Origin of the sequence: Streptomyces sp. NPDC087845, assembly GCF_044742755.1 — a bacterium.
Taxonomy (GTDB): Bacteria; Actinomycetota; Actinomycetes; order Streptomycetales; family Streptomycetaceae; genus Streptomyces.
The window spans coordinates 41,518-65,636 of record NZ_JBIUVC010000029.1; the positions used below are offsets into that span (position 1 = coordinate 41,518).

Genomic DNA, 24,119 nt, shown 5'->3' on the forward strand with positions numbered 1-24,119 from the left:
GGCCGGTCACCGGCGTCGATCGTTCAGATAGCTGTTGAGGACTCGTTTGCACTCAGCGATCAGCTGGGCGTCGCCCAGCGGATCGATACGGAAGGCGAGTTGCAGCACGCTGTCGGCGCACTCCAGGGCCACCCGCACCGCGATCTCGAATTCGGCGTCGTCCTGGACCCCTATCAGGGAGGCGGTCAGTGAGCGCAGCCTTCCGGCGACCGCGGTGTTGTTGTCCAGGGTCGGCTCCAGGATGTGGTCCTGTCCCACCGCGCCGAAGTCGACCACGCCGAAACCGGTGATCGTCCGGCGCATGGTGACGAACTCGTCGACGGTCACATCCACGATGCCCGAGATGCCCTCGGGCTCCTCTTGCTCCAGCCGGTCCGCGACCCGCCCCAGGAAGGACTCCAGATTGCGGGCGGCGAGCGCACCGATCAGCCCCTCCCTGTCGGAGAAGAACTGGTAAAGGGTGCCGATGGGCACCTCGGCCCTGCGGGCCACCTCCTTGGTGGTCAGCCCTGCATAGCCGACCTCGTCCAGGAGTTCGGCGCAAGCGTCCAGCAGCCGTTCGAAGCGTTCGGCGCTGCGCTTCTGGACCGGCAGCCGGCGCAGCGTCCCTGCGGTGCGATCTTGATTCACGCTTCCATCATCCCATCGAGCGGGTTAACGTGAGCCCTGCTCATGTTTCAGGAGGTTAGACGTGACACTGGACCATCTCCCCGCGGACTTCATCTGGGGCGCCTCGACGGCGTCGTATCAGATCGAGGGCGCCACCAAGGAGGACGGCCGCGGACCCTCGGTATGGGACACCTTCACCGCGCGGCCAGGCACAATCCGCGACGGGCACACCGGTGACGTGGCCTGCGACCACTACCACCGGTACGAGGAGGACATCGCGCTGATGGCCGAGGCGGGCCTCACCGGCTACCGCTTCTCCATCGCCTGGCCCCGGATCCAGCCGACCGGCACAGGCGAGGTCAATCCCCGGGGTCTGGACTTCTATGACCGGCTGGTCGACGGCCTGCTCGCACGCGGCATCGAACCTGTCCCGACCCTGTTCCACTGGGACCTCCCGCAGGGCCTGGAGGACAGCGGCGGCTGGCTGAACCGCGACACCGCGCACCGCTTCGCCGAGTACGCCGCCATCATGGCCGACAGGCTGGGCGACCGCGTCCAGAAGTGGATCACACTCAACGAGCCGTTCATCCACATGGTCTGGGGCTACGGTCTCGGCACTCACGCACCGGGCCGCACCCTGTTCCTGGACTGCCTGCCGGCCGCCCACCATCAACTGCTCGGCCACGGCCTGGCGCTGAGGGAGCTGCGGGCGCGCGGCCTCCAGGTGATGATCGCCAACAACTGCACCCCGGTCTGGCCCGCTTCGGACTCCCCCGCCGACCACGCCGCCGCGCGAGCCTATGACAACCTGCACAACCGCCTGTTCAACGACCCGATCCTCACGGGCACCTACCCGGACCTGTCGGACTTCGGCGCGGACACGACCCTCGGCGGCTCCGTGCGGGACGGCGATCTCGAACTGATCTCGGCCCCCTTGAGCGCGCTCGGCATCAACTACTACAACCCGACCCGGATCCAGGCGCCGGCGTCCGAGGGACTGCCGTTCGAAGAGGCCCCCATCGAGGGCTACCGCCGCACCTCCTTCGACTGGCCCGTCGTCCCCGACGGCCTACGGGAACTGCTCGTCGGCCTCAAGGAGCGCTACCCGGCACTCCCGCCGGTCTACATCACGGAGAACGGCTGCTCGACCGAGGACGTCGTCAACGCGGACGGCACCGTCCTCGACCTCGACCGCATCGACTACTTGGACACCCACCTCCAGGCCGTCGACACCGCCGTGGCCCAGGGCGTGGACGTGCGCGGCTACTTCACCTGGACCCTGATGGACAACTTCGAATGGGCCGAGGGCTTCCACCAGCGCTTCGGTCTCGTCCACGTCGACCACGACACCCAGGTCCGCACCCCGAAGGCGTCCTTCGCGTGGTACCGCGACCTCATCCGTGCTCAGCGCGGTTGAGCCGCCCGCCGGGATCGCGTCGCGGATTGCGTACTCGCGGGGTGGTGAGCTCCGGCACGTCACACTGACGCCTCGTCATGCTCCGGGTGTGTGCCCCTCCGTCCACCGGGCGGAGGGGCACGGGTCTCACACAGTTGCGATGCCCGGGTCACTCACGCCGACCTGACCGTTCTCGACGTGCCCGGCCAGGCGCCGCAGGTATCCGGCGTTGCCCTCGACCACGACCGTCAGGTCGTACCAGCGCTTGGTGGCGCGCAGGTCGATGCTCTGCACGACGGTGGCGCCGGCGCGGACCGTTTAGGTTTGGCGCCCGCCGCCGTACGCGTTGGTCACGGTGAGGTGCGCGTCGGCGGTCGACGGGTTGGTCAGGGTGAGCTTCAGGTTGCCGGCGTCGTGGCGTGCCGTCACCTCCGGCTCGGCGGCTTTGTTGTTGCCCTTGAAGGTGCGCAGGAAGCCGTTCGGGCCGTGGGCCGTGAGGTCGTAACTGCCGCCGGAGTACCCCGAGTTCCAGCTGTCCGAAGCGGACTTTCCCTTCCCGGCTGCCGCCGTGTATGTCCACGGGCCGTCGGTGCGCTTCTGGGAGCGCACCTGGACGGCGGCGCCCGCCTGGTCCCCCGCGCTGAACGTCAGCTTGTACTTGCCGGTCGTGAGGTCTGCGGCCCCGCCGACGAAGGGAGCGTAGGAGTGAGGTGCCCCCCGGAGTGTGGACACGGGGATTCATGCTGCGAGTGAGAGCCTAGCTGTCTTGCAGTGCTGCTGTTCGAACTCCATCGGGGAGAGGTAGGACAGCGCGCTGTGCCGACGTCGGGCGTTGTCGTAGGTGAGCCACTCGAATATCTCCAGCCGCGCCTGACGCATCGTCGCGAACAGTTTCCTGTGCATCGTCTCCCTCTTCGGCCCCGGCCACAGGCTCTCGGCCAGGGCGTTGTCATAGCTCGAGCCGACCTTGCCCATGCTCCTGCGGACGCCGTACCGGTCGCAGACTCGGACGAACGCGGCCGAGGTGTACTGCGATCCGCGGTCCGCGTGGAAGATCACCCCGGCGACGTCCCCGCCACGGGTCGCGACCGCGGCCTGGAGCGCGTCGATGACGAGTTCGGCGCGCATGTGCGGGGCCATCGACCAGCCGAGCACCCGGCGGGATCGGATGTCCACGACGCAGGCGAGGTAGAGCCACGTTGGTCCGACCTGCACATATGTGATGTCCCCGCACCATTTCTCGTCCAGGGCGCCGGCGGTGAAATCCCGCTGGACCGGGTCCGCCACTGGCGGCGCGAGGCGGTCCGGGATCGTGGTGCGCTTCTTCCGGCGCAGGTGGCGGCCGACGATGTGGTGCTTGCGCATCAGCCGGGCGACCCGCTTGCGGTTGACGGTATGGCCGAAGCCGCGCGGTTCGGCATGGATGCGCAACGCGCCGTAGTGCCCGCGGTGTTCGGCGTGGATCTCTCGGATCTCGTCGACCAGGGTGTCCTCCGCGGCCTGCCGCTCGGCCCGCGTGCCGGCGCCTGCGATCCACCGGTAGCAGCCGGAGCGGGAGACTTCCAGCACCCGGCATATCCGCTTGATGCCGAACCCCTCGGCGTGGGCGGATATGAAGTCCCAAGCGGCGGTCTTCACTTCATCTCCCGGGCGAAATACGCCGCTGCCCGGCGCAGGCTTTCGCGTTCCAGCTGCCATTCCTTCTCCGCCTTGGCCAGCCGGGCATTCTCCGCCCGCAGCCGGGCCAGCTCGGCCTCGATGTCCTGCGACGCGGCGGCAGAGGCCGGACGGTCGTCGGCGTCATGCACCCAGGTACGGAGCGTTTCGGGATTGACGTTCAGATCGGCTGCGACGTCCTTGAACGTCCACCTGCCGGCCGAAGCCCGCCACAACGCGATCGCGTCGGACCGGAACTCCGCACTGCACTTCGAAGGCCGTGCCATGTAGATCTACACCTTCCTGGACCATCAAGATCCATTGTCAGGTGTGTCCACACCACGGGGGTCACCTCACCTACTCTCCGGGCAAGATCTCCGGACGGCACTCCTCGGCATGAGACGGGTACTCCGAGACAACGGACTGTAGATGATCACTGTCCGGGCCTATGCCGAGACGCGTCAGACCAGACCCACGTCGACACCTCCCCAGGTCTCGCAAACACACGACGGCCAAGCGATCACCTTCCAGCTGTGGCACTGGCACGAAGACGGCGAACGCTACGACCTGGAGCACTTCCAGCTCATCCCCGCAAAGAACACCTGGCAGGTCCGAGTCCGCCGGACCACCCACTGGGCGCTGACGCCGCCGCAGCTGACAGAGTTCGTGACTGAAGCCGGCTTCACCAAAATCGCCTGGCACAGTCCGGCCTCCAGCGGGTACTACCAGCCCGTGCTCACCGCACAGCGCGCTCCCTCAGCGCAGTAGCCCAGACATCGGCTCCGCCCTGCCCAACTTTCCGTTCATCCAGGGTCTGTCAAACGAGCGGTGTAACTCAGGTTGTTGGAGTTACTGACGGGCTGCGGAAAGCCTGCCGTCGAAGGTGATGTCGAAGGCGTTGAGGGCGGTCTTCCAGCGCATGGTCCAGCGGGCCTGGCCCTTGCCGGTGGGGTCGAGCGACATGATCGCCATGTAGACGCACTTCAGGGCGGCCTGCTCGTTGGGGAAGTGGCCGCGGGCCTTGACCGCTCGGCGAATCCTGGCGTTGACGGACTCGATCGCGTTGGTGGTGCAGACGATGCGGCGGATCTCGGTGTCGAAGCGGAGGAACGGGGTGAACTCCTCCCACGCGTTCTCCCAGAGCCGGACGATCGCCGGGTACTTCTTGCCCCAGGTGTCGGCGAACTCGGCGAACCGCTCGAGGGCGGCCTCCTCGGTCGCCGCGGTGTAGACGGGCTTGAGGACCTTCGCGATCTTGTCCCAGTCCTGGCGGGCGGCATAGCGGAAGGAGTTCCGCAGCAGGTGGACCACGCAGGTCTGGACGGTCGTGCGGGGCCAGACGGCCTCGACCGCGTCGGGCAGGCCCTTGAGCCCGTCGCAGACCAGCATGAGAACGTCGTTCACGCCGCGGTTCTTGATCTCGGTGAGGATATGCATCCAGTGCTTGGCGCCCTCGCCGCCGTCGCCGGCCCACAGCCCGAGGATGTCCCGCCGCCCCTCGGTCGTGACCGCGAGGGCGACATATATGGGCCGGTTGGCGACCGCCCCGTCGCGGACCTTCACGTGGATGGCGTCAATGAAGACCACCGGGTAGACGGCATCGAGGGGCCGGTTCTGCCATTCGGCCATGCCCTCAAGGACCTTGTCGGTGATCGTGGAGATCGTCTGGCGGGACACGTCGGCGCCGTAGACCTCGGCCAGGTGGGCCTGGACCTCGCCGGTGGTCAGGCCCTTCGCCGCAAGCGAGATCACCATCTCGTCCACGCCGGACAGACGCTTCTGCCGCTTCTTGACGATCCTCGGCTCGAAGGAACCCCCGCGGTCGCGGGGCACGGCTATCTTCACCGGGCCGACATCGGTCAGTACGGTCTTGGCGCGGGTGCCGTTGCGTGAGTTGCCGCCGTTCTTCCCGGCGGGATCGTGCTTGTCATAGCCGAGGTGGTCGGTGATCTCGCCCTCGAGGGCCGATTCCAAAAGCCGCTTGGTCAACTGCTGAAGCAGCCCGCCCTCGCCGGTCAGCTGCAAGCCCTCGGCCTGAGCCCGGCCCACCAGCTCGTCAATCAGCCGGTCGTCCACAGATTTCGACGGCACCGCCTCAGACGGCTCGACAGTCTCGACCTCAGGCACGTTATTGCTGGTCATCGATGCATCTTCCATGATCGGGAGTTACACCGAACGTTTTACAGTCCCTTCATCCATGGCAAACCGGTGAACGTTGCCGGTCACAGCACTAGCGACAGCACTTGTGCACGGGTTCCGGAGGCAGTTGGTGATCAACCCGGCCACAAACGTTGACGAGAAACGATGCCGTTGCCGGTATCGCTGCTCGGGTTGCGTGAACTATTCGCTGTGACATGGCGAGGAACGTCCGTAGGGTTCGCGCATGGCAGACGAGAGTGAGGCCGTTCAAGCGGCCATTGAGGCGGAGATGCGGCTTCTAGACCCTGACGTGCGTGCTTCGCCGGCCCTGGTCTTGGAGCTCCTGGACCCGGAGTTCCTCGAGATCGGAGCGTCGGGGCGGCGCTGGGACGCGACGTCAATTCTCTCGGTGACGAGTGACGGTTCGGTGGCCCCCGAAGCTCCGGTCGAGGTCAGCGATATGTCGGGGGCCGTACTCGCTCCCGGCATCGTTCATCTGACGTACTTCGCTGACCACAGCAGGCGCCGAGCATGGCGGAGCTCCGTGTGGCGTCTGACGGAACTGGGCTGGCGCATGTACTTCCACCAGGGCACTTTGACGAGCTGAGCGGTCGGTGGCCGCGGTGAACCGTCACGGCCGGCCCCAGGACTGGCGTCCGCTGCTGGCGGAGCTGACCCGTCGCTACGAGTCATAGGCACCCTGGCTGGTACAACCGTTTCCCCTAATCCAGTGAGTAAGCAGACGGCCCGGGCCCATGCAACGACCCGGGACGACTGCTCGCACTGGACAGCGAATGCCTGGATCCCCCCCTGGCCGTCAAGGCCTCCTCAAAGAGCGGCATTGCTGTCCCCTGCGGGGTTCGCGGTGATGACGCGGGCGCCGGGCTGATGCCTCCGTTTCCCCGGGCCCTTGAGGCCTCTGTCAAGAGCGGCGCAGCCCGGCGCCTCCGTGGTCACCGCGAAACTCCCGGGGGCTGCTCGGACGTTGACCGTCACGGCGCGAGCCCGCTCCAGGGTCAACCTCTTGTTCAACCGCGAGCCCGCGAGCTCTGCAGAAAGATCGAGTCCCTGGAGTGCGCTGGTGTCGCGAACGGCTACTGAGATGGCGGACCAACGAGTCCTTGGATTAGGGCGCCGCGTGACCCGCATGTGCTCGTGACCTGCATAAACGGACGGACCCGGGAGGACAACTTGACCGTGTTCTGCGGTATCGACTGGGCAGAGCGCCACCACGACGTCGCCCTCGTCGACGACACCGGCACTCTGCTCGCCAAAGCCCGTATCACCGACGACGCGGCCGGCTACCACAAGCTCCTGGACCTCATGGCCGAGCACGGCGACAGCCCAGACGATCCGATACCGGTGGCCATCGAGACCAGCCACGGCCTCCTGGTCGCGAGCCTGCGCACTGGCAGCCGCCGGGTCTTCGCGATCAACCCGCTGGCCGCCTCCCGTTACCGCGACCGGCACGGCGTCAGCCGCAAGAAGTCCGACCCCGGCGACGCCCTGGTTCTTGCGAACATTCTGCGCACCGACATGCACGCCCACCGGCCCCTGCCGGCCGACTCCGAACTCGCGCAGGCCATCACGGTCCTGGCCCGCGCACAGCAGGACGCGGTCTGGACCCGGCAGCAGGTCGCCAACCAGGTCCGCTCGCACCTACGCGAGTACTACCCCGCTGCTCTGCTGGCCTTCCAGGGCAAACAAGGCGGCCTGACCAGGGCCGATGCCAGAGTGATCCTCACTCTGGCCCCGACCCCCACCAAGGCCGCGAAGCTCACCCTCGCCCAGTTGCGGGCCGCCCTCAAACGCAGTGGGCGCCTCCGCGGCTGCGACGCGGAAGCCGAGCGGCTGCGGGACGTCTTCCGCGCCGAGTACGCCCACCAGCTCCCCGGCGTCGAGGATGCCTTCGGCCACCAGCTCCTGGCCCTGCTCAAGCAGCTGGACGCCACCTGCGAGGCCGCGGACGACCTCGCGGAGGCGGCCACAGCCGCCTTTCACCAGCACGCCGACAGCGAGATCCTGCTCAGCTTCCCCGGCCTGGGGCCCATGCTCGGCGCCCGCGTACTCGCCGAGCTGGGTGACGACCGGGCACGGTTCGCCGACGCCAGGGCGCTGAAGTCGTACGCCGGATCCGCCCCCATCACCCGCGCCTCCGGCAAAAAGCGCTTCGTCGGCCGCCGCTTCGTCAAGAACAACCGCCTCATCAACGCCGGCTTCCTCTGGGCCTTCGCCGCCCTCACCGCCTCACCCGGAGCCAACGCGCATTACCGACGCCGACGCGACCACGGAGACTGGCACGCCGCCGCACAACGGCACTTGCTGAACCGCTTCCTCGGTCAACTCCACCACTGCCTCCAGACCCAGCAGCACTTCGATGAACAACACGCCTTCGCACCCCTCCTCCAAGCTCCTGCGGGACCCAGAAGCCCGGGCAGCGGCGATGTCAGTGCATCCGTCTAGAGTCCCCGCGTGACTGAGCCTTCTTACCTGTCTGAGGTCCGGGAGTCATACGACACCGTGGCCAACGCCTACGCCGCCCTCGTCAAGCCCCCATCAGAACTGGACCCGTTGTCACGCTCGATGCTGACCGCGTTCGCCGAACTCGTGCAGGCATCTGGCCTCGGACCGGTCGCAGACCTGGGCTGCGGCCCGGGCAAAGTGACGGCGCACCTCGCCGGGCTCGGGGTGTCGCCGATCGGCATCGACGTGTCCCCGAAGATGATCGAACTGGCGCGCACTGCCTTTCCGGACCTGCCGTTCTCGGTGGGATCCATCACCGCCCTGGAGTTCGCAGACGACGCGCTCGGCGGCATCCTGGCCTTCTACTCCACCCATCACACGCCTCCCGAACTGCTGCCGCTCGTGTTTGCCGAGTTCCACCGCACCCTGACACCCGGTGGACATCTTCTCCTCGTGGGTCACGTCGGTTCCGGTGAGCACCGTCGTCCTACACAGGCCTACGGCGGCCTTCCCGTGTCCTTCGAGTCCTATCGCCTGCCTCCAGGCCAGCTTGCGCAGTTGCTGAACCGGGCCGGGTTCACCATCGACGCTCAGCTGGTGCAGGAGCCCGACGAAAAGCTGACATGGAAGATCGCCAGCTTCCTTGCCCACAAGCCGACCTCCCAGGAGGCCAGCTTGACTTCTTAGCCCCCTGAGATGTCTTGACACAGGCCGAGGTCAAGGGGAAACGCGGCGGGTGCGCATCGGGTGGATGCGCGGCACCATCCCCGGCGATGCCGCGCACTCCCGGCCGGTGGACTCCGCCCGGTGGAGTGGATGCCGGGCATCGTCGGTGCGCACTGCAGGATCGGGTGCGCGGCATCGGGTGCACTCAGTGGCCGGCCTCCCGGCCGCAGTGCGCTCCGGGCTGCTGCGGGCGGTGCGCCTGCTGGTGGTCCTCGCGCGCCGAAGCACTGTCCACCGCCGAGCCGGTGTCGGCGGGACGGCTCCAAGTCCTGGAGCGTACAGACGGCGTGACGATCATCAACGACGCGTTCAACGCCAACTCCCAGTCCATGCGCACCGGCCTCGAAACGCTCATCTCCCTTGCCGGGGACCGGCGGACTGTCGCGATACTGGGAGAGATGAAGGAACTCGGCGACACCGTCAAGGCGGCCCACGCCGAGGTCGGCCGACTCGTCGGCGATCTGGGCATCGATGTCCTGGTCACCGTGGGCACCAGCGACGAGATGACCGCGCTCGCCGAATCCGCCCGCCCGTCCTCGCCCCTGCGTATCGAATCGGCCGACGACCCGGACATTCTCCGGCCGCTCCTGAACCGCCTGCTCACCAGCGGCGACGTCGTCCTGGTAAAGGCATCCAAATCCGTTGGCCTGGAAAAGTTCGCCAACATCCTGCACGCCGAAGTACCGGCGTAGGACGGTGGGAGAGATGGCCATGCCACGCCCGCTGACCTGGAATTCTGCACCTCCCCGGGCCCGCGGCGGATCCGTGAGCCCGACGGTGGCGTGCAGTCCCATGGCAAGGGTGTGCGCGGGTGATCACCGAGCTCGAGATCACGGCGCGGGACGGCATCGACGAAGAGCTCCGGTTGGTCGCAGTGCACCCCGGCGTTTCGGCCGAGCAGGTCCGCGTCGCCACCGGCTGGGACCTGCGGGTCGCCGAAACTGCGCGCCAAGCACCTGGGCCAGCCCACCAAGACGAGGATCCGGGATCACGACGATGAGTGCGACGGGTATCGCCAGCAGCGCATGACTTGCCGCCAGGGATCCCACAGACCCGCAAAGCGTTCGCTGAGGTCCACATCTTCTACAGCGCACTGCTCCCGGACGGCTGACGACTCGGCCAGGTGTCGTTGGACCCGGCGAGCTGCAATTGCCATCTGCCGGAACATGGAGTCCGGACGCACACAATTGTCAGGCGGTCCCGTACGGTACCTGGCGAACTTCTGACGTTCCGGCGTCGTACGGTCGCCGGGCGGGCCTGTGCCCATACAGTCGGTGGCATGTTGATCCTGGTCACCGGAGGTGCGGGCTTCATCGGCTCGCAAGTCGTCACCGCCCTCACCGGCGCCGGCCACGAGGTGCGCGTGCTTGACGCGCTGTTGCCCGCCGCGCACCGCGCGTCCCCGCAGATCCCCGTCGGGGTGGACTGGAGGCACGAGGACGTCCGCGACGCGTCGGCCGTGGCCGAGGCCCTGCAGGGTGTGGACGCCGTCTGCCACCAGGCGGCGATGGTCGGACTCGGCAAGGCCTTCGCCGACGCCCCCGCTTATGTGGGCTGCAACGACCTGGGCACCGCGGTGCTGCTGGCCGGCATGGCGGAGGCCGGGGTGCGGCGTCTGGTGCTGGCGAGTTCGATGGTGGTCTACGGAGAGGGACGCTACGAGTGTCCGTCGCATGGTGTCGTACAGCCGGGGTTGCGCAGGGTGGCCGACCTGGAGGCGGGACGCTTCGAACCGCCCTGCCCCAGGTGCGGCGAGCCGCTCTCCCCGGGCCTGGTGGCCGAGGACGCCCCGCTTGATCCGCGCAACGTCTACGCCGCCACCAAGCTCGCGCAGGAGCACCTCGCCTCCGTGTGGGCGCGCGCCGTGGGCGGGCGGGTGGCCGCGTTGCGCTATCACAACGTGTACGGGCCCGGGATGCCGCGTGACACCCCGTATGCGGGCGTCGCCTCGCTGTTCCGGTCTGCGCTGGAGCGCGGTGAGGCACCGCGCGTTTTCGAGGACGGTGGCCAGCGACGGGACTTCATCCATGTACGGGACGTCACCGGGGCCAACCTCGCGGCACTGGACGGGCTGTTCGGCCTGCCGGAGGGGGCCGCGCGGGCGTACAACGTCGGCAGCGGCGAGCCGCACACGGTGGGGGAGATGGCCGGCGCACTGGGCGAGGCGCACGGCGGGCGGGCGCCGGTAGTCACAGGGGAGTACCGGCTCGGCGACGTCCGCCACATCACCGCCTCGTCGCGCAGGTTGCGCGACGAACTGGGCTGGAAGCCGGAGGTCGCCTTCTTGGAGGGAATGGCGGAGTTCGCGACGTCCCCGCTGCGAGCCGGCTGACCCCTCCCTCCCGGCCGGATGCCGGCCCTGAAGAGGGCGAAGGACCGGCCCTGCCTTCGCCGTCAGCGCCGGTCCTTCGTCGGCAAGCTCCTCAGCCGGCGGCGGGCAGGCGGACCTCGAAGCGGCAGTCGCCGGGGGCGTTGCGCAATGCCGCGCACCCTTGCCGGCCTCCACGATCCCGCGCATATCGCCAGGCCCAGACCTGCTCCGGCCGGTGGGGTACGGGCGTCGGTGCCGCGCCAGCCGGTGTCGAAGACGCGGGGCAGGTCCCGGGGGAATGCCGCCGTAACCATCGGTCACCGACACGACGACGCTGTTCGCCTCCCGGCGTGCGGAGACCGCGACCGTGCCGTCGGTCGGCGTCCGGTGGATCGCGTTGACGAGCAGGTTGGCCAGGACGCGGGACATCTCGCCGCCGTCGACCTCGACGGGACGGGCTCGACCACGTCGCCGGTGATCCGTACGCCGCGTTCCTTGGCCAGGGCGTCGGCGCCCGCGAGCGCGTCGGCGACAAGGCCGACCGATGTCCGGGGGTGTTCAGGGCGAGCACGCCGACCTGGATGCGGGAGAGTTCGAAGAGGTCGCCGACCATGCCGCTCATGCGCCCGGCCTCCGCGCGGATGCGGGCGTGGTAGACGTACGGGTCGTCGACCATGCCGTACTCCAGGGCCTCGGTCATGGGAGATCCGGGCGACCAGTTCGCGGCGGGAGTCCTCCAGGGCCTTCTCCCTCTCCCGCTCCCGGGATGCGGCGAGCTTCGCACTGGTGGCGGCGAGTTCGGCGGCGGGCGGGGTGAAACTGCCGCCGTCGCCGAGGGCGCGGGTGGCCTCGGCCAGGGCTCGGCCGCCGCGGACGACGTCGCGGCCGAGCGCGAGCGCCACCGCGAGCGAGACGACCGCCGCGATGGAGCGGACCATCGTCCCGATCAACAGGTCGTGGTCGGACAGGAGCATCGCCCAGGACACGAGCATGGTTCCGGCGAGCATCGCTGTGACCGTTACGGCGGCGACCACGGCCAGGAACAGCGCGACCGGGTGCTTGCACAGGAGCCGCAGGACGTCCGTGCCGAGCAGTCCGGCGCCGGCCGCACCGATGGCTGCGTAGACCGCGATGAGGAAGGTGCCACGCAGCATCATCGGCTCCGTCGTCCGCCAGGGGACGGGCGAAGCGGTAGCCCACGCCCCTCACAGTGTTGATCGGGCGGGGGCGTGCCGGGTCGTCCGCGGTCTTCTCGCGCAGGCGTCGTACATGGACGGTGACGGTCGACGGGTCGCCGAACTCCCAGCCCCACACCTGGCGCATCATTTCCCCCGGCTCGCCGCCTGCCCGGGGTTGCGTAAAAAGTACTCCGCCAGGTCGAACTCTCGGATGGGCAGGGCGAGTTCGGTGCCGTGGCGGGTGGGGCGGCGAGCGTTGGGGTCCAGGGCGAGGGATCCGGCGCGCAGCCGGGACTCGGCCGGTGCGGTCTGGGCGGCGGCCGGTGCTCCGGCAGGGCGCAGCACCGACTGCACCCTGAGCGCGAGTTCGCGGGGGACTGAAGAACTCGGTGACGTAGTCGTCCGTCCCGGCCTCCAGGCCGAGGATGCGGTCCTCCTCGTCGCCGCGCGCCGTCGGCGTGATCACCGGGAGAGGGCCGTTCTCGCGGATGTGGCGGCAGACTTCCGGCCCGTCCATGCCGGGCAGCATCAGGCCCAGCACCACCAGGTCGGGCGGCTGGGCGGCGGCCCGGACCACGGCGGCGGGACCGTCGCCGGCCGCGTCGACGGCGAAGCCCGCCCGGTCCAGGTAGCCGGCGACGACCTCGGAGATGGCGGGGTCGTCGTCCGCGACGAGTTCGCGTTTCACGCCACCGAGTCTCGCGCCGGCGTTCGGCCGTTGGCGGGAGCGGCGGCGGACTTCAGCGATCCACAGATCACCAAATCCCTTTTGCCTGCTTCGTCCTCGTAAGGTGAGTGGGGTGATCGAGACATCTCCCCCTTCGCCTGCCCCTGTGGACGTGGTGCTGCCCTGCCTCGACGAGGCCGAGGCCCTGCCGTGGGTACTGGACCGCATCCCCTCGGGGTGGCGCGCGATCGTCGTCGACAACGGCTCGACCGACAGCTCGGCGGACATCGCCCGCGTCCTCGGGGCGCATGTGGTCCACGAGCCGCGGCGCGGCTTCGGCGCCGCCTGCCACGCGGGTCTGACCGCTGCCACGGCCGAGGTCGTCTGTTTCTGCGACTGCGATGCTTCCCTCGACCCCACGCTGCTGCCCTCTGTCGCCGGGCCCGTCCTCGACGGCTCCGCCGACCTCGTACTGGGCCGCCGCAGGCCCGTCACGCGCCGCGCCTGGCCACTGCATGCCCGCCTGGCCAACCTGGAGCTGGCCCGTCTGATCCATCGGCGCACCGGACTGCGGCTGCACGACCTGGGTCCCATGCGCGCCGCCCGCCGCGAGTCCCTGCTCGCCCTGAACCTGACCGACCGGCGCTCCGGCTACCCGCTGCAGTTGCTGGTCCGCGCCGCCGACGCAGGCTGGCGGGTGGCGGAGACGGATGTGCCGTACCGCCCGCGCACGGGCCGCTCGAAGGTCACCGGCACATGGCGCGGCACCTGGCAGGCGGTACGGGACATGCGCGCAGTTCTCGCGGAACGGCCCGCCGGCGATCCGGTGTCGGCGGCAACCACCCGGGGAGGCGGACGATGAACGCCCGGCACCCGGCCACGGGGCCGGCCATCCTGCTGGTCATCGCCAAGGAACCCGCCCCGGGGCGGGTCAAGACCCGGCTCACCCCGCCCTACACGCCCCAGGAAGCGGCCGCTCTTGCCGAGGCCGCCCTCGCCGACACGCTACACACGGTGCTCCAGGCTCCCGCCCGGCGCCGCGTCCTCGTTCTCGACGGTGCTCCCGGTCCCTGGCTGCCGCCCGGTATCGACATCGTGCCCCAGGGATCCGGCGGCCTGGACGAGCGGATCGCGGCCGCCTTCGGCCACTGCGACCGCGGACCGGCCCTCCTGGTCGGCATGGATACTCCCCAACTGACCGCGGACCTCTTTGCGGCTGTCGGCAGAGACGACCACGACGCCTGGTTCGGGCCGGCCACGGACGGGGGATTCTGGGCGCTGGGTTTCGCCGATCCGGCGCGCGCGGCGGCCCTCGCCCGGGGCGTGCCGATGTCCACCGACCGCACCGGGGCGATCCAGCGGTGCCGACTCGTCGAGGCGGGGCTGAGCGTGAGCGACCTGCCGGTGCTGCGCGATGTGGACACCGCCGCCGATGCCGCCGCGGTCGCCGCCTGCTGCGCGCCCGGCTCGCGCTTCGCCGCCACCATGAACTCGCTCGCGGAGGCTGGGCGGTGAGCGGCACGGCAAGCGGTACGGACCCTGCCCTCGCCGAGCGGACGACGCAGACTGCGGCTCGACGACATCCGCAGACCCTGGTGGTGTGGCCTGCCCAGCTCAACGCCCAGACACTTTCGGCCGATCGGCTTGGTACAGCGGAGCCGGGCGAGCCGTGGACCGACACCCCCTACGCCCACGCTCTGCGCACCGGTCGCGGCCCGCTCTTCTTGCGCCGCCTGTCGCCACCGGCCCATCCGGGCGGCGCCGGAAGGGAGGGGAAACTGCTGCCACTGGACGTCGAGCACTGGTGCGCTGTCCCCGACGCCGCCGACACCGGCGTCTTGCACCGTTGTACTGGCCCCGTTCTCGATGTCGGCTGCGGACCGGGCCGTCTGGTGGCGGCCCTGGCCGCCCGGGGCCTTCGGGCGCTCGGCGTGGACGTCAGCCCGGCCGCGGTGGCCCGGACCCGGCAGCGCGGGGGTACTGCCGTGCGCCGGTCCGTCTTCGACCGTCTGCCGGGGGAAGGACGTTGGGACACCGTCTTGTTGATGGACGGCACCGTCGGTATCGGCGACGACCCGGTTGCTCTCCTCGGCCGCCTCCGTGCTGTGGTCGTATCCGGCGCGCGCCTGCCGGCAGAGGCGGACTCGCGCGACGCGGACGAGCGCCTCACCGTCCGCGTCGAGGACGGCCACGGCCGGCACGGCCGCGCCTCCCCCAGGTCCCGCCTGGGCGCCACCGCCCTGCTGCATGCAGCCGAGGCTGCGGGGTGGACCCTGACCGGCCGGTGGACGGCCGAGGGCCGCCCGTTTATGGGACTGCACCGCCCTCAGCCTGTGCATCACGACAAGCACGTCACGGTCACCGGGAGGCCCGGACACCCATGAGCGGCACCGCCTCCCCACACCATCAATCCCCCCAGCCACTGCCAAGGCAGCCCGCCGCACCCATGAACCGCACCTGGGGCCGTAACAGCACTTTCGCCACCGCAGCCCTCCTCGCCGCACTCACCATCGTCGTCGTCGACACCCTTCGTGCAGGCGACAATCAGAGCAACCTGGGCCGCCTGCTGGCCGGCTACGGCGTCGCGTGGGCGCTGTTCGCCGCCGCGGTATGGGCTGTGCGCAAGGCCCCGGAGCGAGCCGCGACCTGCCTGGTCCTGGCCGGTGCGGCTGCCGTGTCGCTGGCGGCGCTCGCCGCACCGCCCCGCACCAGCAACGACATGTACCGCTACGCCTGGGACGGCCGCGTCCAGGCCGCCGGGATCTCCCCGTACGCCTACCCGCCCGCCTCACCCGAACTCGCCAAGCTGCGCGACGACTGGCTCTTCCCCACCAAGGGCTCCTGCCAGGGCTGGGGACTGACCCGAACGGACGGCGGCGGGTGCGTCCGCATCAACCGCCCCACGGTCCCCACCATCTATCCGCCCGTCGCCGAGGGCTGGTTCTTCGCCGTTCACGTCCTGTCACCACCGGACAGCCGCCACAAGCCGCTCCAAGTTGGGGGCGCCGTCCTGGCGTTCGGCACCACCCTCGCCCTGCTCACCGTGGGGCGCCGACGCGGCGACCCGCGCCGGGCCCCGGCCCGCGCCGCCCTGTGGGGGTGGTGTCCGGCAGTCCCCTTCGAAGCGGTCAACAACGCCCACATCGACACTCTCGGCGTCCTGCTCACCGTGCTCGCTCTCGGCACCGCCACCGCGGGGGCCCGCCGTGGCGCGCTCCTCGGCGCCGCGATCGCCGTGAAACTGCTCCCCGTTCTGGCACTGCCGGGCGCCCTGTCCGGTGAGCGCAGTCCGGCGCGGGTGGTGCGCGTGGTGTCGGCCTTGCTCGCTGTTGTCGTGCTCGCCTACCTGCCCTACGTCATTGCTTCCGGCGCGGGCGTCCTGGGCTATCTGCCGGGCTACCTCCAGGAGGAGGGGTACGAACCCGGGGACGTGCACCGCTTCGCCCTGCTGCGGCTGCTATTGCCGGACACCGCCGCGGGAGTGACCGTCATCGTGCTGCTCGCGCTGACGGCCCTATATGTGTGGTGGCACGGCGACCCGGCCCGCCCTTGGCGCGGTGCCTTGTTGCTGACCGGCACGGGCCTGCTGCTGGTCTCACCCAACTACCCCTGGTACTCGCTGCTCGTCGTCGGCCTCGTCGCGCTCGACGGCCGCTGGGAGTGGCTGACCGTCACCGTCGCGGGCACCGTCCTCTACCTCAGCACCCGGCTGCTGCCTGGCTTCCCCCTCCAGGCGTGGGCATATGGCACGGCCGCCGTGTGTGTCGCGCTCGGGGCCTGCCTGCGCTCCGCCGCGGCACGGCGTCTTTTGGACCGACGCCGTGGCCGGAGCCTGCCGCGTACCTGACGCGGATGGCAGACGCCGGCCGGGTGCCCCGGAGCCGCTCGCCGCCGCGAGCCCGGGCGCTGCACGCCGCGGACACACAGCGCCGGTTCGGCGTCAACAACCCGGCTCAGGGACCGGCCACCGTGGTGTGGCGTGCGGGGCACTGATCCTGGCCGCCGACTTTGTCCGGCACCACGGCATCAGCGGTGGCGCCGGAACACGACCAGCCGTAGCACCGTGAAGCGCAAACCGGTCACCAGGGCGAACGTGGGAACCAGCACCAAGGTCTCCGCCGCCGGTGAGGAGGTGGGCCGGTAGCGGAGGAAGAGCAGGAGCACGCCTGAGGTGATCAGGTACGTCAGGATGAACAGGCCGCCGGCGCCCGCATGCGCCCGGACGGCCCGGACCGCAGACCCACGGAAAGTGAGCCGGCGGTTGGCCTCGGTGTTGAGAACCGTGACGACGACGAGGGAGACAAGATTCGCCAGCACGGGCGGCGACCAGTGCCGCATGCCCCAGTACAGCAGCGCCTGGGCCACGGTGGAGGCGAGACCGATCAGGATGAACCAGCCAAGCTCCCTGGTCAGCCCGGTGCGGCCGGGCAAGGCGGCGGCGTGGTGCCCTGCGCTGAGGCGTCTCACCCGACCATCATGAGGCAACCTCCGAGGCATCCGTCGACTTGTGCCGAGCAACGGCTCGGCCGTTCGGCTGGCGGCGGCCACCCGGCTATATGCCGGACCCGGCCTGCCGCCGGGACCTGTGTCAGCTTGCAGACCCGCGCGAGGTTGTAGGTGCCCCCGTGCCAGACACTGATGACACCAGGCGATCGTCCCCCTTAAGACGCCAAGATGGAGGAGACGGCCGATGGTCAATGGCTGACGGGCCGCCGCATCGAATGCGTCCGGCGGGCCGCAGCCCGCAACGGATGAAAGGCATGCGCGGGAGCGTTTCAGGGGGCACGCGCGGCTGCGGCGGCTCTCACCGGCCGGGCTGCCGCCAGTCTCCGGGCCGTCGCACGGCGGGTCGGGCAGGCGCGCCCCGCCGGCGGGGCCCCACCCAGCCCGCACGCGGCCTCCACCGCAGGTCACACCGCAATTCCTGGACGGCTTCGAAGTCCGACAGCCCACCCATACAGGGCCTGCAATGCGATCGCGGCAGCCAGTACCTGCGGTGGCATGCTCGGCCGCCCGTTCGCAGACGGGTACCTGTCCGCGAACATCTCAGCCGAGAACGCCGCGATGCTCGGCCAGGAACACGAACGCGCTCCCCGACGGGATCAACTCCCGGCAGGTCTCCCCCACATCCGGCCCGACCGTCTCCCCGGCCCATTTCCCCATCACCAGAAGAAACAGTCCGGCCCCGACGCCCGCCCGCCAGGGACAGCCCTTAGCCGGGCGAAGCCGTACCGGATCAGGATACGGCCCGGGTCACCGCGCACGCCGTCGGTGCGGACCGCGGTGACGACGGCCGCAATGAGCGCGGTGGGCAGAGCGATGGTGGTGGCGGTGCGCAGACGGACACCCACGGTGCCACCGTGACATCCAAGGGTCTTGCGAACGATCACACGCGGCCGGTTCGTCCGCGTTCCGTGGGGAGGCCCGTACGGTCACGGTGATCGGCCACTTGCTCGGCGCGGCCGTCGCCGGGGCCCGCATGGAGGCACATCCGGCAGTCGGCGAAGCTCCAGCGACGCCGGAGCCGAACCCAGGGCCGGGTGCACCGTTCGGCCGGGCAGATGGGTGCAATTGGCCCAGGGGTAGCCATTTATGGATGTTCCTGGGATATGTACTGAAGGCGCGACTGTAGCCGCCTGCTCTCAGAGAGAGTGGACCTGCGACGGAGGAGACGACGGATGAGTGGCGGACAGCCGTCGGCTCCCGGCACGTCCGGGGGGCCAGAGCGTCCGACGCCGGGCGAGCCCCCTGCGCGCGGCCGCGTCGAGCGGATCGCCGCCGGCGCAGCGGCTCGTGTCGCCACGGCTGCCGCCCGTGCCCGGGCGATCGCGCGGCGGGTCGAGCAGACACCTGCGCCTCCGGGACCCTTCCGCCCTGGGTTCTGGCGCAGCCCGATCCGCGGCCCCTGGCTGACATCGGTCTTCGGCCTGGTGCTGCTGGTCGGCATCCCGGTGCTCTTCGTCACCGGCGCACTGTCCTACGCCGCCTACAACCCGGATCTGGGCCCCCTCAACGACCAGACCCCCGACAAGGGCCTGCTGGGCTTCTACCTGTTCGACTGGCCTACGCATCCGTACTGGCTGTACCGGCTGACCCAGGGCGTGCACGTGACCCTCGGCGTCGTCCTGGTCCCTGTACTGCTGGCCAAGTTGTGGTCGGTCATCCCGAAGCTGTTCGAGTGGCTGCCGGTCCGGTCGGTCGCCCACGGGCTGGAGCGGTTGTCCCTGCTGTTGCTGGTGGGCGGGGCCATCTTCGAGTTCGTCACCGGCATCCTCAACATCCAGCTGTACTACGTCTTCCCCGGCTCGTTCTACACCCTGCACTTCTACGGCGCCTGGGTCTTCATCGCCGCTTTCGTCGTTCACGTGGTGCTCAAACTTGGCCGGATGACCCGCGCCCTGCGCTCACGCAACCTGGCAACCGAACTGCGCACCGACCTGGTTCATACGAGGCCCGAGCCCCCCGACCTGGACGGACTGGTGCCGACCGCACCCGCGGCGCCCACGATGACCCGGCGCGGCGCCGTCGCGATGGTCGGGACGGGGTCGCTGCTTCTGCTCGTGGTCACCGCGGGGCAGAGCATCGGCGGCCGGCTGCGCAACACCGCCCTGCTCGCTCCGCACAACCGCAACCCGGGGGGCGGCCCGAACGGCTTCCAGATCAACAAGACAGCGGCTGCGGTCGGCGTCTCCCCGGCGCACATCGGCCCGAGCTGGCGTCTGGCGCTGCACGGTCACGGGACGACGCCACTGGTCTTCACCCGTGAGCAGCTCCTCACGATGCGCCAGCACGCCGCCGCGCTGCCGATCGCCTGCGTCGAAGGATGGTCCACCGAGGACCAGCACTGGAGCGGCCTGCGGCTGGCGGATCTTGCCGCTCTGGCCGGCCTTCCTGACGCCGGAAGCGTGCTGGTGGAATCGGTCCAACCACCCGGCCCATACAGCTCGGTGGTCCTGCGCGGCAACCAGATCCACGATCCCCGGGCCCTGCTCGCCCTCCGTGTCAACGGCGCGGACCTCTCCATCGACCACGGCTTCCCGGCCCGCGTCATCGTCCCGGCCAACCCCGGTGTGAACAACACCAAGTGGGTGCACCGGCTCACCTTCAGGACCTGAACCATGGCACGCTTCGTCCGCTGGTACGGCTCCGGGCCCCTACATCTCCTCGTGCTCATCTGCTCGTTCGCCCTTGTCGGCTACGCCATGGTGCGCCTGTTCGCCGTCCGGCCGATTGACGTGGCGATCTGGTTCGTGGGCGCGGCGATCCTCCACGATCTGATCCTGCTGCCCCTGTACTCGCTCGCCGACCTGTCCGCCCACTCCGTCCTGCGGCACCGTTCGGGCGGCGTACCGCAGGTGCCGTGGATCAACTACCTGCGCGTCCCCACCTTCCTGTGCGGGGTGCTGCTCCTCGTGTGGTTCCCCCTCATCCTGGATCTGGCGATCCCCTACCAAGGCGACACGCGACTGCATGAAGGGGTCTACCTCGGCCGATGGCTGGCGATCACCGGTGTGCTCTTCGGCGCCTCGGCGCTGGCCTTCGCACTCAAGCTGCGCCGCGTCCGCCGGGCCACCCGCGCCGACGAGGAACGCCCCCCGACCGGCCCCGACGGCCAGCCGTGACGAGCGAGGAGAACCGACCTCAGCCCGCACACCAGGACCCCTACGCACTGGCCCTGCGAACCGGCGGCGGGCCGGTGTACCTAAGGCTGGCGTACGGACGGTGGACCCGGTTGCCGGTGCACCGCTGGTACGCACAGCCCACCAGGGCCGACGAGACGCTGCTGGAGCGCTGCGTCGGCCCCGTTCTGGACATCGGCTGCGGACCGGGCCGCCTGTGCAGGGCGCTCCTGCACCAGGGCATTCCCGCCCTCGGTATCGACGTTGCCCCGCGGGCGGTCGCCCGCACCACCGCCCTCGGTGGGACGGCACTGTGCCGGTCGGTGTTCGCCCCCCTTCCTGGCGAGGGAGCCTGGCAGACCCTCCTGCTGGCCGACGGGAACATCGGTATCGGCGGCGACCCCCGTGCCCTGCTCCGACGGTGTACCCAGCTCATCGCGCCGGCGGGTGTCCTGCTCGTCGAGGTCGAGCAGATCGACGTTGCGGAGCGCTGCACCGCATGGGTGGAAGACACCCATGGCCATCGGGGCCCCCCGTTTCCCTGGGCACGCCTGGGCGCTCCGGCGCTCAGCCTCATCGCGCCAGAACTCGGCCTCGGCGTCACCGACGAGTGGCAGAGCGATCACCGGAGCTTCCTCGCGCTCAGCCCTCAGTGCACTGCCCGGGGGCGTCCCAGCTGATTGGGGATCGGCGATGCGATGGCGAGGGCATCGCTCGGGCTCCGGTAACGACCAACCAGGTGGCCTCGCCGGATCGTGGTACTCCGTCATGACAACAGCGGCGTCGGGAGGTCCGGCCCGCCGATGGTGCCGCTTGAGTGAGGTCAGTTCGCTGCGCAGGGAGGCTGTGATGGATCACCGACCGGCACCTGATGTGGGCCTGTCCCGATGGCGGCGGCTCAGACCGTCCTGGCCGAGCCCGGGGCAGACGGGCTGCGGTCGGTGAGCGCGCGACCGATCGGTGACCACGCCCTGCTGTCCGACTGCCGCTCGGCCGCCCTGGTCACCTCCGAGGGCTCGGTGGACTGGCTGTGCCTTCCCCGCTTCGACAGCCCGGCGATCTTCGCCCGGCTCCTCGACGAGGATGCCGGCCACTGGTCCATCCGTCCCGCCGGACCCGCCGACGTCAGCCGCCGCTACGTCGAGGAGACCCTCGTTCTGGAGACGACCTTCCGCGCAACTGGAGGCACGGCAGTCGTACGGGACGCGCTCGCCCTGGGACGGCGCGAGCGCGGACACGCACTCGGCGACGCCTCCCCCGGAATTCTGCTGCGCCAGGTCACCTGCACCGAAGGACGGATGACCCTCGACATCGCCTACGCGCCACGCCCGGAATTCGGACTCGTCCACCCGCTCCTCTCACCGGTCCGGGGCGGGCTCGTCGCGTACGGCGGCGCCCACGTGCTACTGCTGTCCAGCCCCGTCGACCTGACGGTGAGCGGTGCCACCGCGTACGGCCGGTTCACATTGCGGACATCGGACCGCCTCGGCTTCGCGTTGCACGTCGGGCCGGCGTGGGGCAGCGAGCCGGCGCGCTGGCGGGAGGGGCGTATCCGGCGGCGCTTGAACGACACCGCCGAGGGCTGGCGCTCGTGGTCCCGGCTCCACCGCCGCTACGTCGGCCCCTGGCAGGACGAGGTGGCACACAGCGGACGCGTGCTGCGGGGACTGACCTTCGCCCCTACGGGAGCCATCGTGGCCGCGGCCACCACCTCACTGCCCGAACTCCCCGGCGGCACACGCAACTGGGACTACCGCTACACCTGGGTCCGTGACGCGAGCTTCACCCTCCAAGCACTCGCCACCGCCGCCTGCGAGAAGGAGAAGGACAAGTTCTTCGGCTTCCTCGCCCGCGCCGCGGCAACCCAGCTCCACCGCGGCGTGAACCTGCAGATCATGTACGGCATCGGCGGTGAACGCGACCTCAGCGAGCGGCTGCTGCCCCACCTGGCCGGCTGGCGCGACAGCACCCCCGTGCGAACCGGCAACGACGCCTGGCGCCAACGCCAGCTCGACGTCTACGGCGAACTTCTCGACGCTGCCCACGAGACCCTCCCACCCGGAGAGCACCTGGACCCACCCACCCGCACCCTCCTGGTCCAGGCAGCCGACACGGCCGCCCGTCGCTGGACCGAGCCCGACCAGGGCATCTGGGAGAGACGCGGACCGAGCAGACACTTCCTGCACTCGAAACTGATGTGCTGGGTCGCCCTGGACCGCGCCATCGCCATGGCCCCCGCCCTCAAGGCCGGCGAACGCGTACCCCACTGGCGGCATGAGCGAGACACGATCCGCCAAGCCATCGAAGAGCGCGGCTGGAACCCCAAATTGGGGGCCTTCACCCAGGCGTTTGGCAGTGACGAGCTGGACGCCTCGGCGCTGATGCTGCCCATCGTCGGCTTCCTGTCTCCGCACGACCCCCGCGTCCAGTCCACCGTGCTGGGCGTCGCCACCCACCTCACCGACCGCAACGGCCTGGTCCGCCGCTACCTCGGCGACGAGATCGAGGAAGCGGAAGGAGCCTTCCTGCTGTGCACCTTCTGGCTCGCCCACGCCCTCGCCCTGACCGGCCAGGTCGTCCGTGCACGGCAGGTGTTCCAGACCGCCCTCACACACGCCAACGACGTCGGCCTGCTCGCCGAGGAGACCGACCCCGCCACGGGAGAGGCCCTCGGCAACTTCCCCCAAGCCTTCAGCCACATCGGACTCATCAACGCCGCCCGTGCCATCCGCGATGCCGGGCAGCTACCCGCACCGCAACGAACCGAGCACCAGTCCCCGGCATGAATCGGCGACGGGTGCAGATCTTGTGAGGGTGCCTCGCTGGGGTGATTCGCAGGGGGTTTGCGATGTGGTGGTGCGGGGCGGTCTCCACTCTCGGCGAGGTGGGCCCGCCGTGGGTGCGGGCGCCGGGTGGGGGCGGGTGGTGTGGTGCCGTTGTTGATGGCCGCGTTGGATGCCAGGGAGAGTGCGTGCCGGTCCAGGCGTATTGCCCTGTGAGACACCTCAGAGTTCCAACTCGTCAAGCGGCGGCAGCGAGTTCGACGGGGAAGGCAGTTTGTTCGTCGAACAGCTTGTGGTGCTGAAGGCAGTGGCAGAGCCGGACATTCTCTGGGGGATTCGAGTGCCGCAGATACTCGGCTGCCTGTGTTCGTGCAGGTGGGCGACCTGACGAGGTGAGAATGGCAGTGCGACAGGTGTAGCGCAATCCCTGAATCGGGCGATGCCTCCACCTCGACCGGCCTACTCGCGCGAGTTGTAACGAGTTGGTGCGTGATAGGGGGTGATGTGTTCTTGCTGGTGGGTGGCATGATCCGGATGTGGCGATCATGCTCAGTCGGACGGTTCTCGCGCAT

At 69.7% G+C, this 24,119-nt stretch carries 21 protein-coding genes and 3 pseudogenes; 16 read left to right on the forward strand and 8 right to left on the reverse strand.

The window, feature by feature from the left end; genetic code table 11:
- Positions 1 to 6 precede the first annotated feature (6 nt).
- Positions 7 to 630 (reverse strand): TetR/AcrR family transcriptional regulator, encoded by a 624-nt coding sequence (locus ACIOMQ_RS38840; protein ID WP_266751471.1) that lies wholly within the window; start codon positions 628 to 630, stop codon positions 7 to 9.
- Between the two features lie 61 nt (positions 631 to 691).
- On the opposite strand from ACIOMQ_RS38840, the gene ACIOMQ_RS38845 reads away from it, so the two are divergent.
- A complete protein-coding gene (locus tag ACIOMQ_RS38845; RefSeq protein ID WP_401270791.1) occupies positions 692 to 2,026 on the forward strand; it encodes a GH1 family beta-glucosidase in 1,335 nt (444 codons plus the stop codon).
- Between the two features lie 126 nt (positions 2,027 to 2,152).
- Here the strand turns inward: ACIOMQ_RS38845 and ACIOMQ_RS38850 are convergent.
- Together ACIOMQ_RS38850 and ACIOMQ_RS38855 are read right to left on the reverse strand one after the other, a co-directional pair.
- Positions 2,153 to 2,716, reverse strand: a pseudogene (locus ACIOMQ_RS38850) (phospholipase domain-containing protein); the annotation flags it as partial.
- Between the two features lie 27 nt (positions 2,717 to 2,743).
- A protein-coding gene (locus ACIOMQ_RS38855; RefSeq protein ID WP_402192479.1) for an IS3 family transposase occupies positions 2,744 to 3,948 on the reverse strand; the annotation gives its coding sequence in 2 pieces (ribosomal slippage) (positions 2,744 to 3,708 and positions 3,708 to 3,948; 1,206 coding nt in all).
- Between the two features lie 142 nt (positions 3,949 to 4,090).
- Here ACIOMQ_RS38855 and ACIOMQ_RS38860 point away from each other — a divergent pair.
- Positions 4,091 to 4,429 (forward strand): hypothetical protein, encoded by a 339-nt coding sequence (locus tag ACIOMQ_RS38860; RefSeq protein WP_401944375.1) that lies wholly within the window; start codon positions 4,091 to 4,093, stop codon positions 4,427 to 4,429.
- Between the two features lie 81 nt (positions 4,430 to 4,510).
- Here ACIOMQ_RS38860 and ACIOMQ_RS38865 read toward each other — a convergent pair whose 3' ends face one another.
- A complete protein-coding gene (locus ACIOMQ_RS38865; RefSeq protein ID WP_402192482.1) occupies positions 4,511 to 5,803 on the reverse strand; it encodes an IS256 family transposase in 1,293 nt (430 codons plus the stop codon).
- 241 nt (positions 5,804 to 6,044) lie between these two features.
- Between ACIOMQ_RS38865 and ACIOMQ_RS38870 the strand changes: the two genes are divergently transcribed.
- The 6 genes from ACIOMQ_RS38870 (at position 6,045) to ACIOMQ_RS38895 (ending at position 11,321) form a co-directional block, all read left to right on the forward strand.
- Entirely contained in the window at positions 6,045 to 6,407 is a 363-nt protein-coding gene (locus ACIOMQ_RS38870) for a DUF4440 domain-containing protein (protein ID WP_401944377.1), read from the forward strand.
- Positions 6,408 to 6,964: 557 nt separating this feature from the next.
- The gene (locus ACIOMQ_RS38875; RefSeq protein WP_401757966.1) at positions 6,965 to 8,263 is read left to right on the forward strand and encodes an IS110 family transposase; all 1,299 of its coding nucleotides are present in this window, start codon (positions 6,965 to 6,967) and stop codon (positions 8,261 to 8,263) included.
- A 9-nt stretch (positions 8,264 to 8,272) separates the two neighbouring features.
- The gene (locus tag ACIOMQ_RS38880; protein ID WP_331754004.1) at positions 8,273 to 8,950 is read left to right on the forward strand and encodes a class I SAM-dependent methyltransferase; all 678 of its coding nucleotides are present in this window, start codon (positions 8,273 to 8,275) and stop codon (positions 8,948 to 8,950) included.
- A gap of 86 nt (positions 8,951 to 9,036) precedes the next feature.
- Positions 9,037 to 9,681: a glutamate ligase domain-containing protein gene (locus tag ACIOMQ_RS38885; RefSeq protein WP_402192485.1), complete on the forward strand. Its 645-nt coding sequence runs from the start codon at positions 9,037 to 9,039 to the stop codon at positions 9,679 to 9,681.
- A 119-nt stretch (positions 9,682 to 9,800) separates the two neighbouring features.
- On the forward strand, positions 9,801 to 9,989 hold the full coding sequence (locus ACIOMQ_RS38890; RefSeq protein WP_401944381.1) for a hypothetical protein: 189 nt from the start codon (positions 9,801 to 9,803) through the stop codon (positions 9,987 to 9,989).
- A 279-nt stretch (positions 9,990 to 10,268) separates the two neighbouring features.
- A complete protein-coding gene (locus ACIOMQ_RS38895; protein WP_401989166.1) occupies positions 10,269 to 11,321 on the forward strand; it encodes an NAD-dependent epimerase/dehydratase family protein in 1,053 nt (350 codons plus the stop codon).
- A 255-nt stretch (positions 11,322 to 11,576) separates the two neighbouring features.
- On the opposite strand, the pseudogene ACIOMQ_RS38900 reads toward ACIOMQ_RS38895, so the two are convergent.
- Positions 11,577 to 11,729: pseudogene (locus ACIOMQ_RS38900) on the reverse strand (ATP-binding protein); the annotation flags it as partial.
- Between the two features lie 738 nt (positions 11,730 to 12,467).
- Positions 12,468 to 13,166 (reverse strand): annotated as a pseudogene (locus ACIOMQ_RS38905) (response regulator transcription factor); the annotation flags it as partial.
- A gap of 112 nt (positions 13,167 to 13,278) precedes the next feature.
- Between ACIOMQ_RS38905 and ACIOMQ_RS38910 the strand changes: the two are divergent.
- The 4 genes from ACIOMQ_RS38910 to ACIOMQ_RS38925 are packed head-to-tail and all read left to right on the forward strand — an operon-like array spanning position 13,279 to position 16,992.
- Positions 13,279 to 14,007: a glycosyltransferase family 2 protein gene (locus tag ACIOMQ_RS38910; RefSeq protein ID WP_402192487.1), complete on the forward strand. Its 729-nt coding sequence runs from the start codon at positions 13,279 to 13,281 to the stop codon at positions 14,005 to 14,007.
- A complete protein-coding gene (locus tag ACIOMQ_RS38915) occupies positions 14,004 to 14,660 on the forward strand; it encodes a DUF2064 domain-containing protein (protein WP_362208852.1) in 657 nt (218 codons plus the stop codon). Before ACIOMQ_RS38910 ends, ACIOMQ_RS38915 begins: the two co-directional genes overlap by 4 nt.
- Positions 14,657 to 15,529: a methyltransferase domain-containing protein gene (locus tag ACIOMQ_RS38920; protein WP_402192490.1), complete on the forward strand. Its 873-nt coding sequence runs from the start codon at positions 14,657 to 14,659 to the stop codon at positions 15,527 to 15,529. Before ACIOMQ_RS38915 ends, ACIOMQ_RS38920 begins: the two co-directional genes overlap by 4 nt.
- Positions 15,526 to 16,992, forward strand: coding sequence for a glycosyltransferase 87 family protein (locus tag ACIOMQ_RS38925; protein WP_401989169.1), 1,467 nt, complete (start codon positions 15,526 to 15,528; stop codon positions 16,990 to 16,992). Before ACIOMQ_RS38920 ends, ACIOMQ_RS38925 begins: the two co-directional genes overlap by 4 nt.
- 179 nt (positions 16,993 to 17,171) lie before the next feature.
- On the opposite strand, the gene ACIOMQ_RS38930 is transcribed toward ACIOMQ_RS38925, so the two are convergent.
- Positions 17,172 to 17,612 (reverse strand): GtrA family protein, encoded by a 441-nt coding sequence (locus ACIOMQ_RS38930; protein WP_362208861.1) that lies wholly within the window; start codon positions 17,610 to 17,612, stop codon positions 17,172 to 17,174.
- 695 nt (positions 17,613 to 18,307) lie between these two features.
- Positions 18,308 to 18,496: a hypothetical protein gene (locus ACIOMQ_RS38935; protein WP_362208864.1), complete on the reverse strand. Its 189-nt coding sequence runs from the start codon at positions 18,494 to 18,496 to the stop codon at positions 18,308 to 18,310.
- Between the two features lie 327 nt (positions 18,497 to 18,823).
- On the opposite strand from ACIOMQ_RS38935, the gene ACIOMQ_RS38940 reads away from it, so the two are divergent.
- The 4 genes from ACIOMQ_RS38940 (at position 18,824) to ACIOMQ_RS38955 (ending at position 23,550) form a co-directional block, all read left to right on the forward strand.
- Entirely contained in the window at positions 18,824 to 20,260 is a 1,437-nt protein-coding gene (locus ACIOMQ_RS38940) for a molybdopterin-dependent oxidoreductase (RefSeq protein WP_401989170.1), read from the forward strand.
- Between the two features lie 3 nt (positions 20,261 to 20,263).
- Positions 20,264 to 20,767, forward strand: coding sequence for a hypothetical protein (locus ACIOMQ_RS38945; RefSeq protein WP_362208869.1), 504 nt, complete (start codon positions 20,264 to 20,266; stop codon positions 20,765 to 20,767).
- On the forward strand, positions 20,764 to 21,444 hold the full coding sequence (locus ACIOMQ_RS38950) for a methyltransferase domain-containing protein (protein WP_401989171.1): 681 nt from the start codon (positions 20,764 to 20,766) through the stop codon (positions 21,442 to 21,444). Before ACIOMQ_RS38945 ends, ACIOMQ_RS38950 begins: the two co-directional genes overlap by 4 nt.
- Positions 21,445 to 21,651: 207 nt before the next feature.
- Entirely contained in the window at positions 21,652 to 23,550 is a 1,899-nt protein-coding gene (locus tag ACIOMQ_RS38955) for a glycoside hydrolase family 15 protein (RefSeq protein WP_402192492.1), read from the forward strand.
- The last annotated feature ends 569 nt before the right edge of the window (positions 23,551 to 24,119 follow it).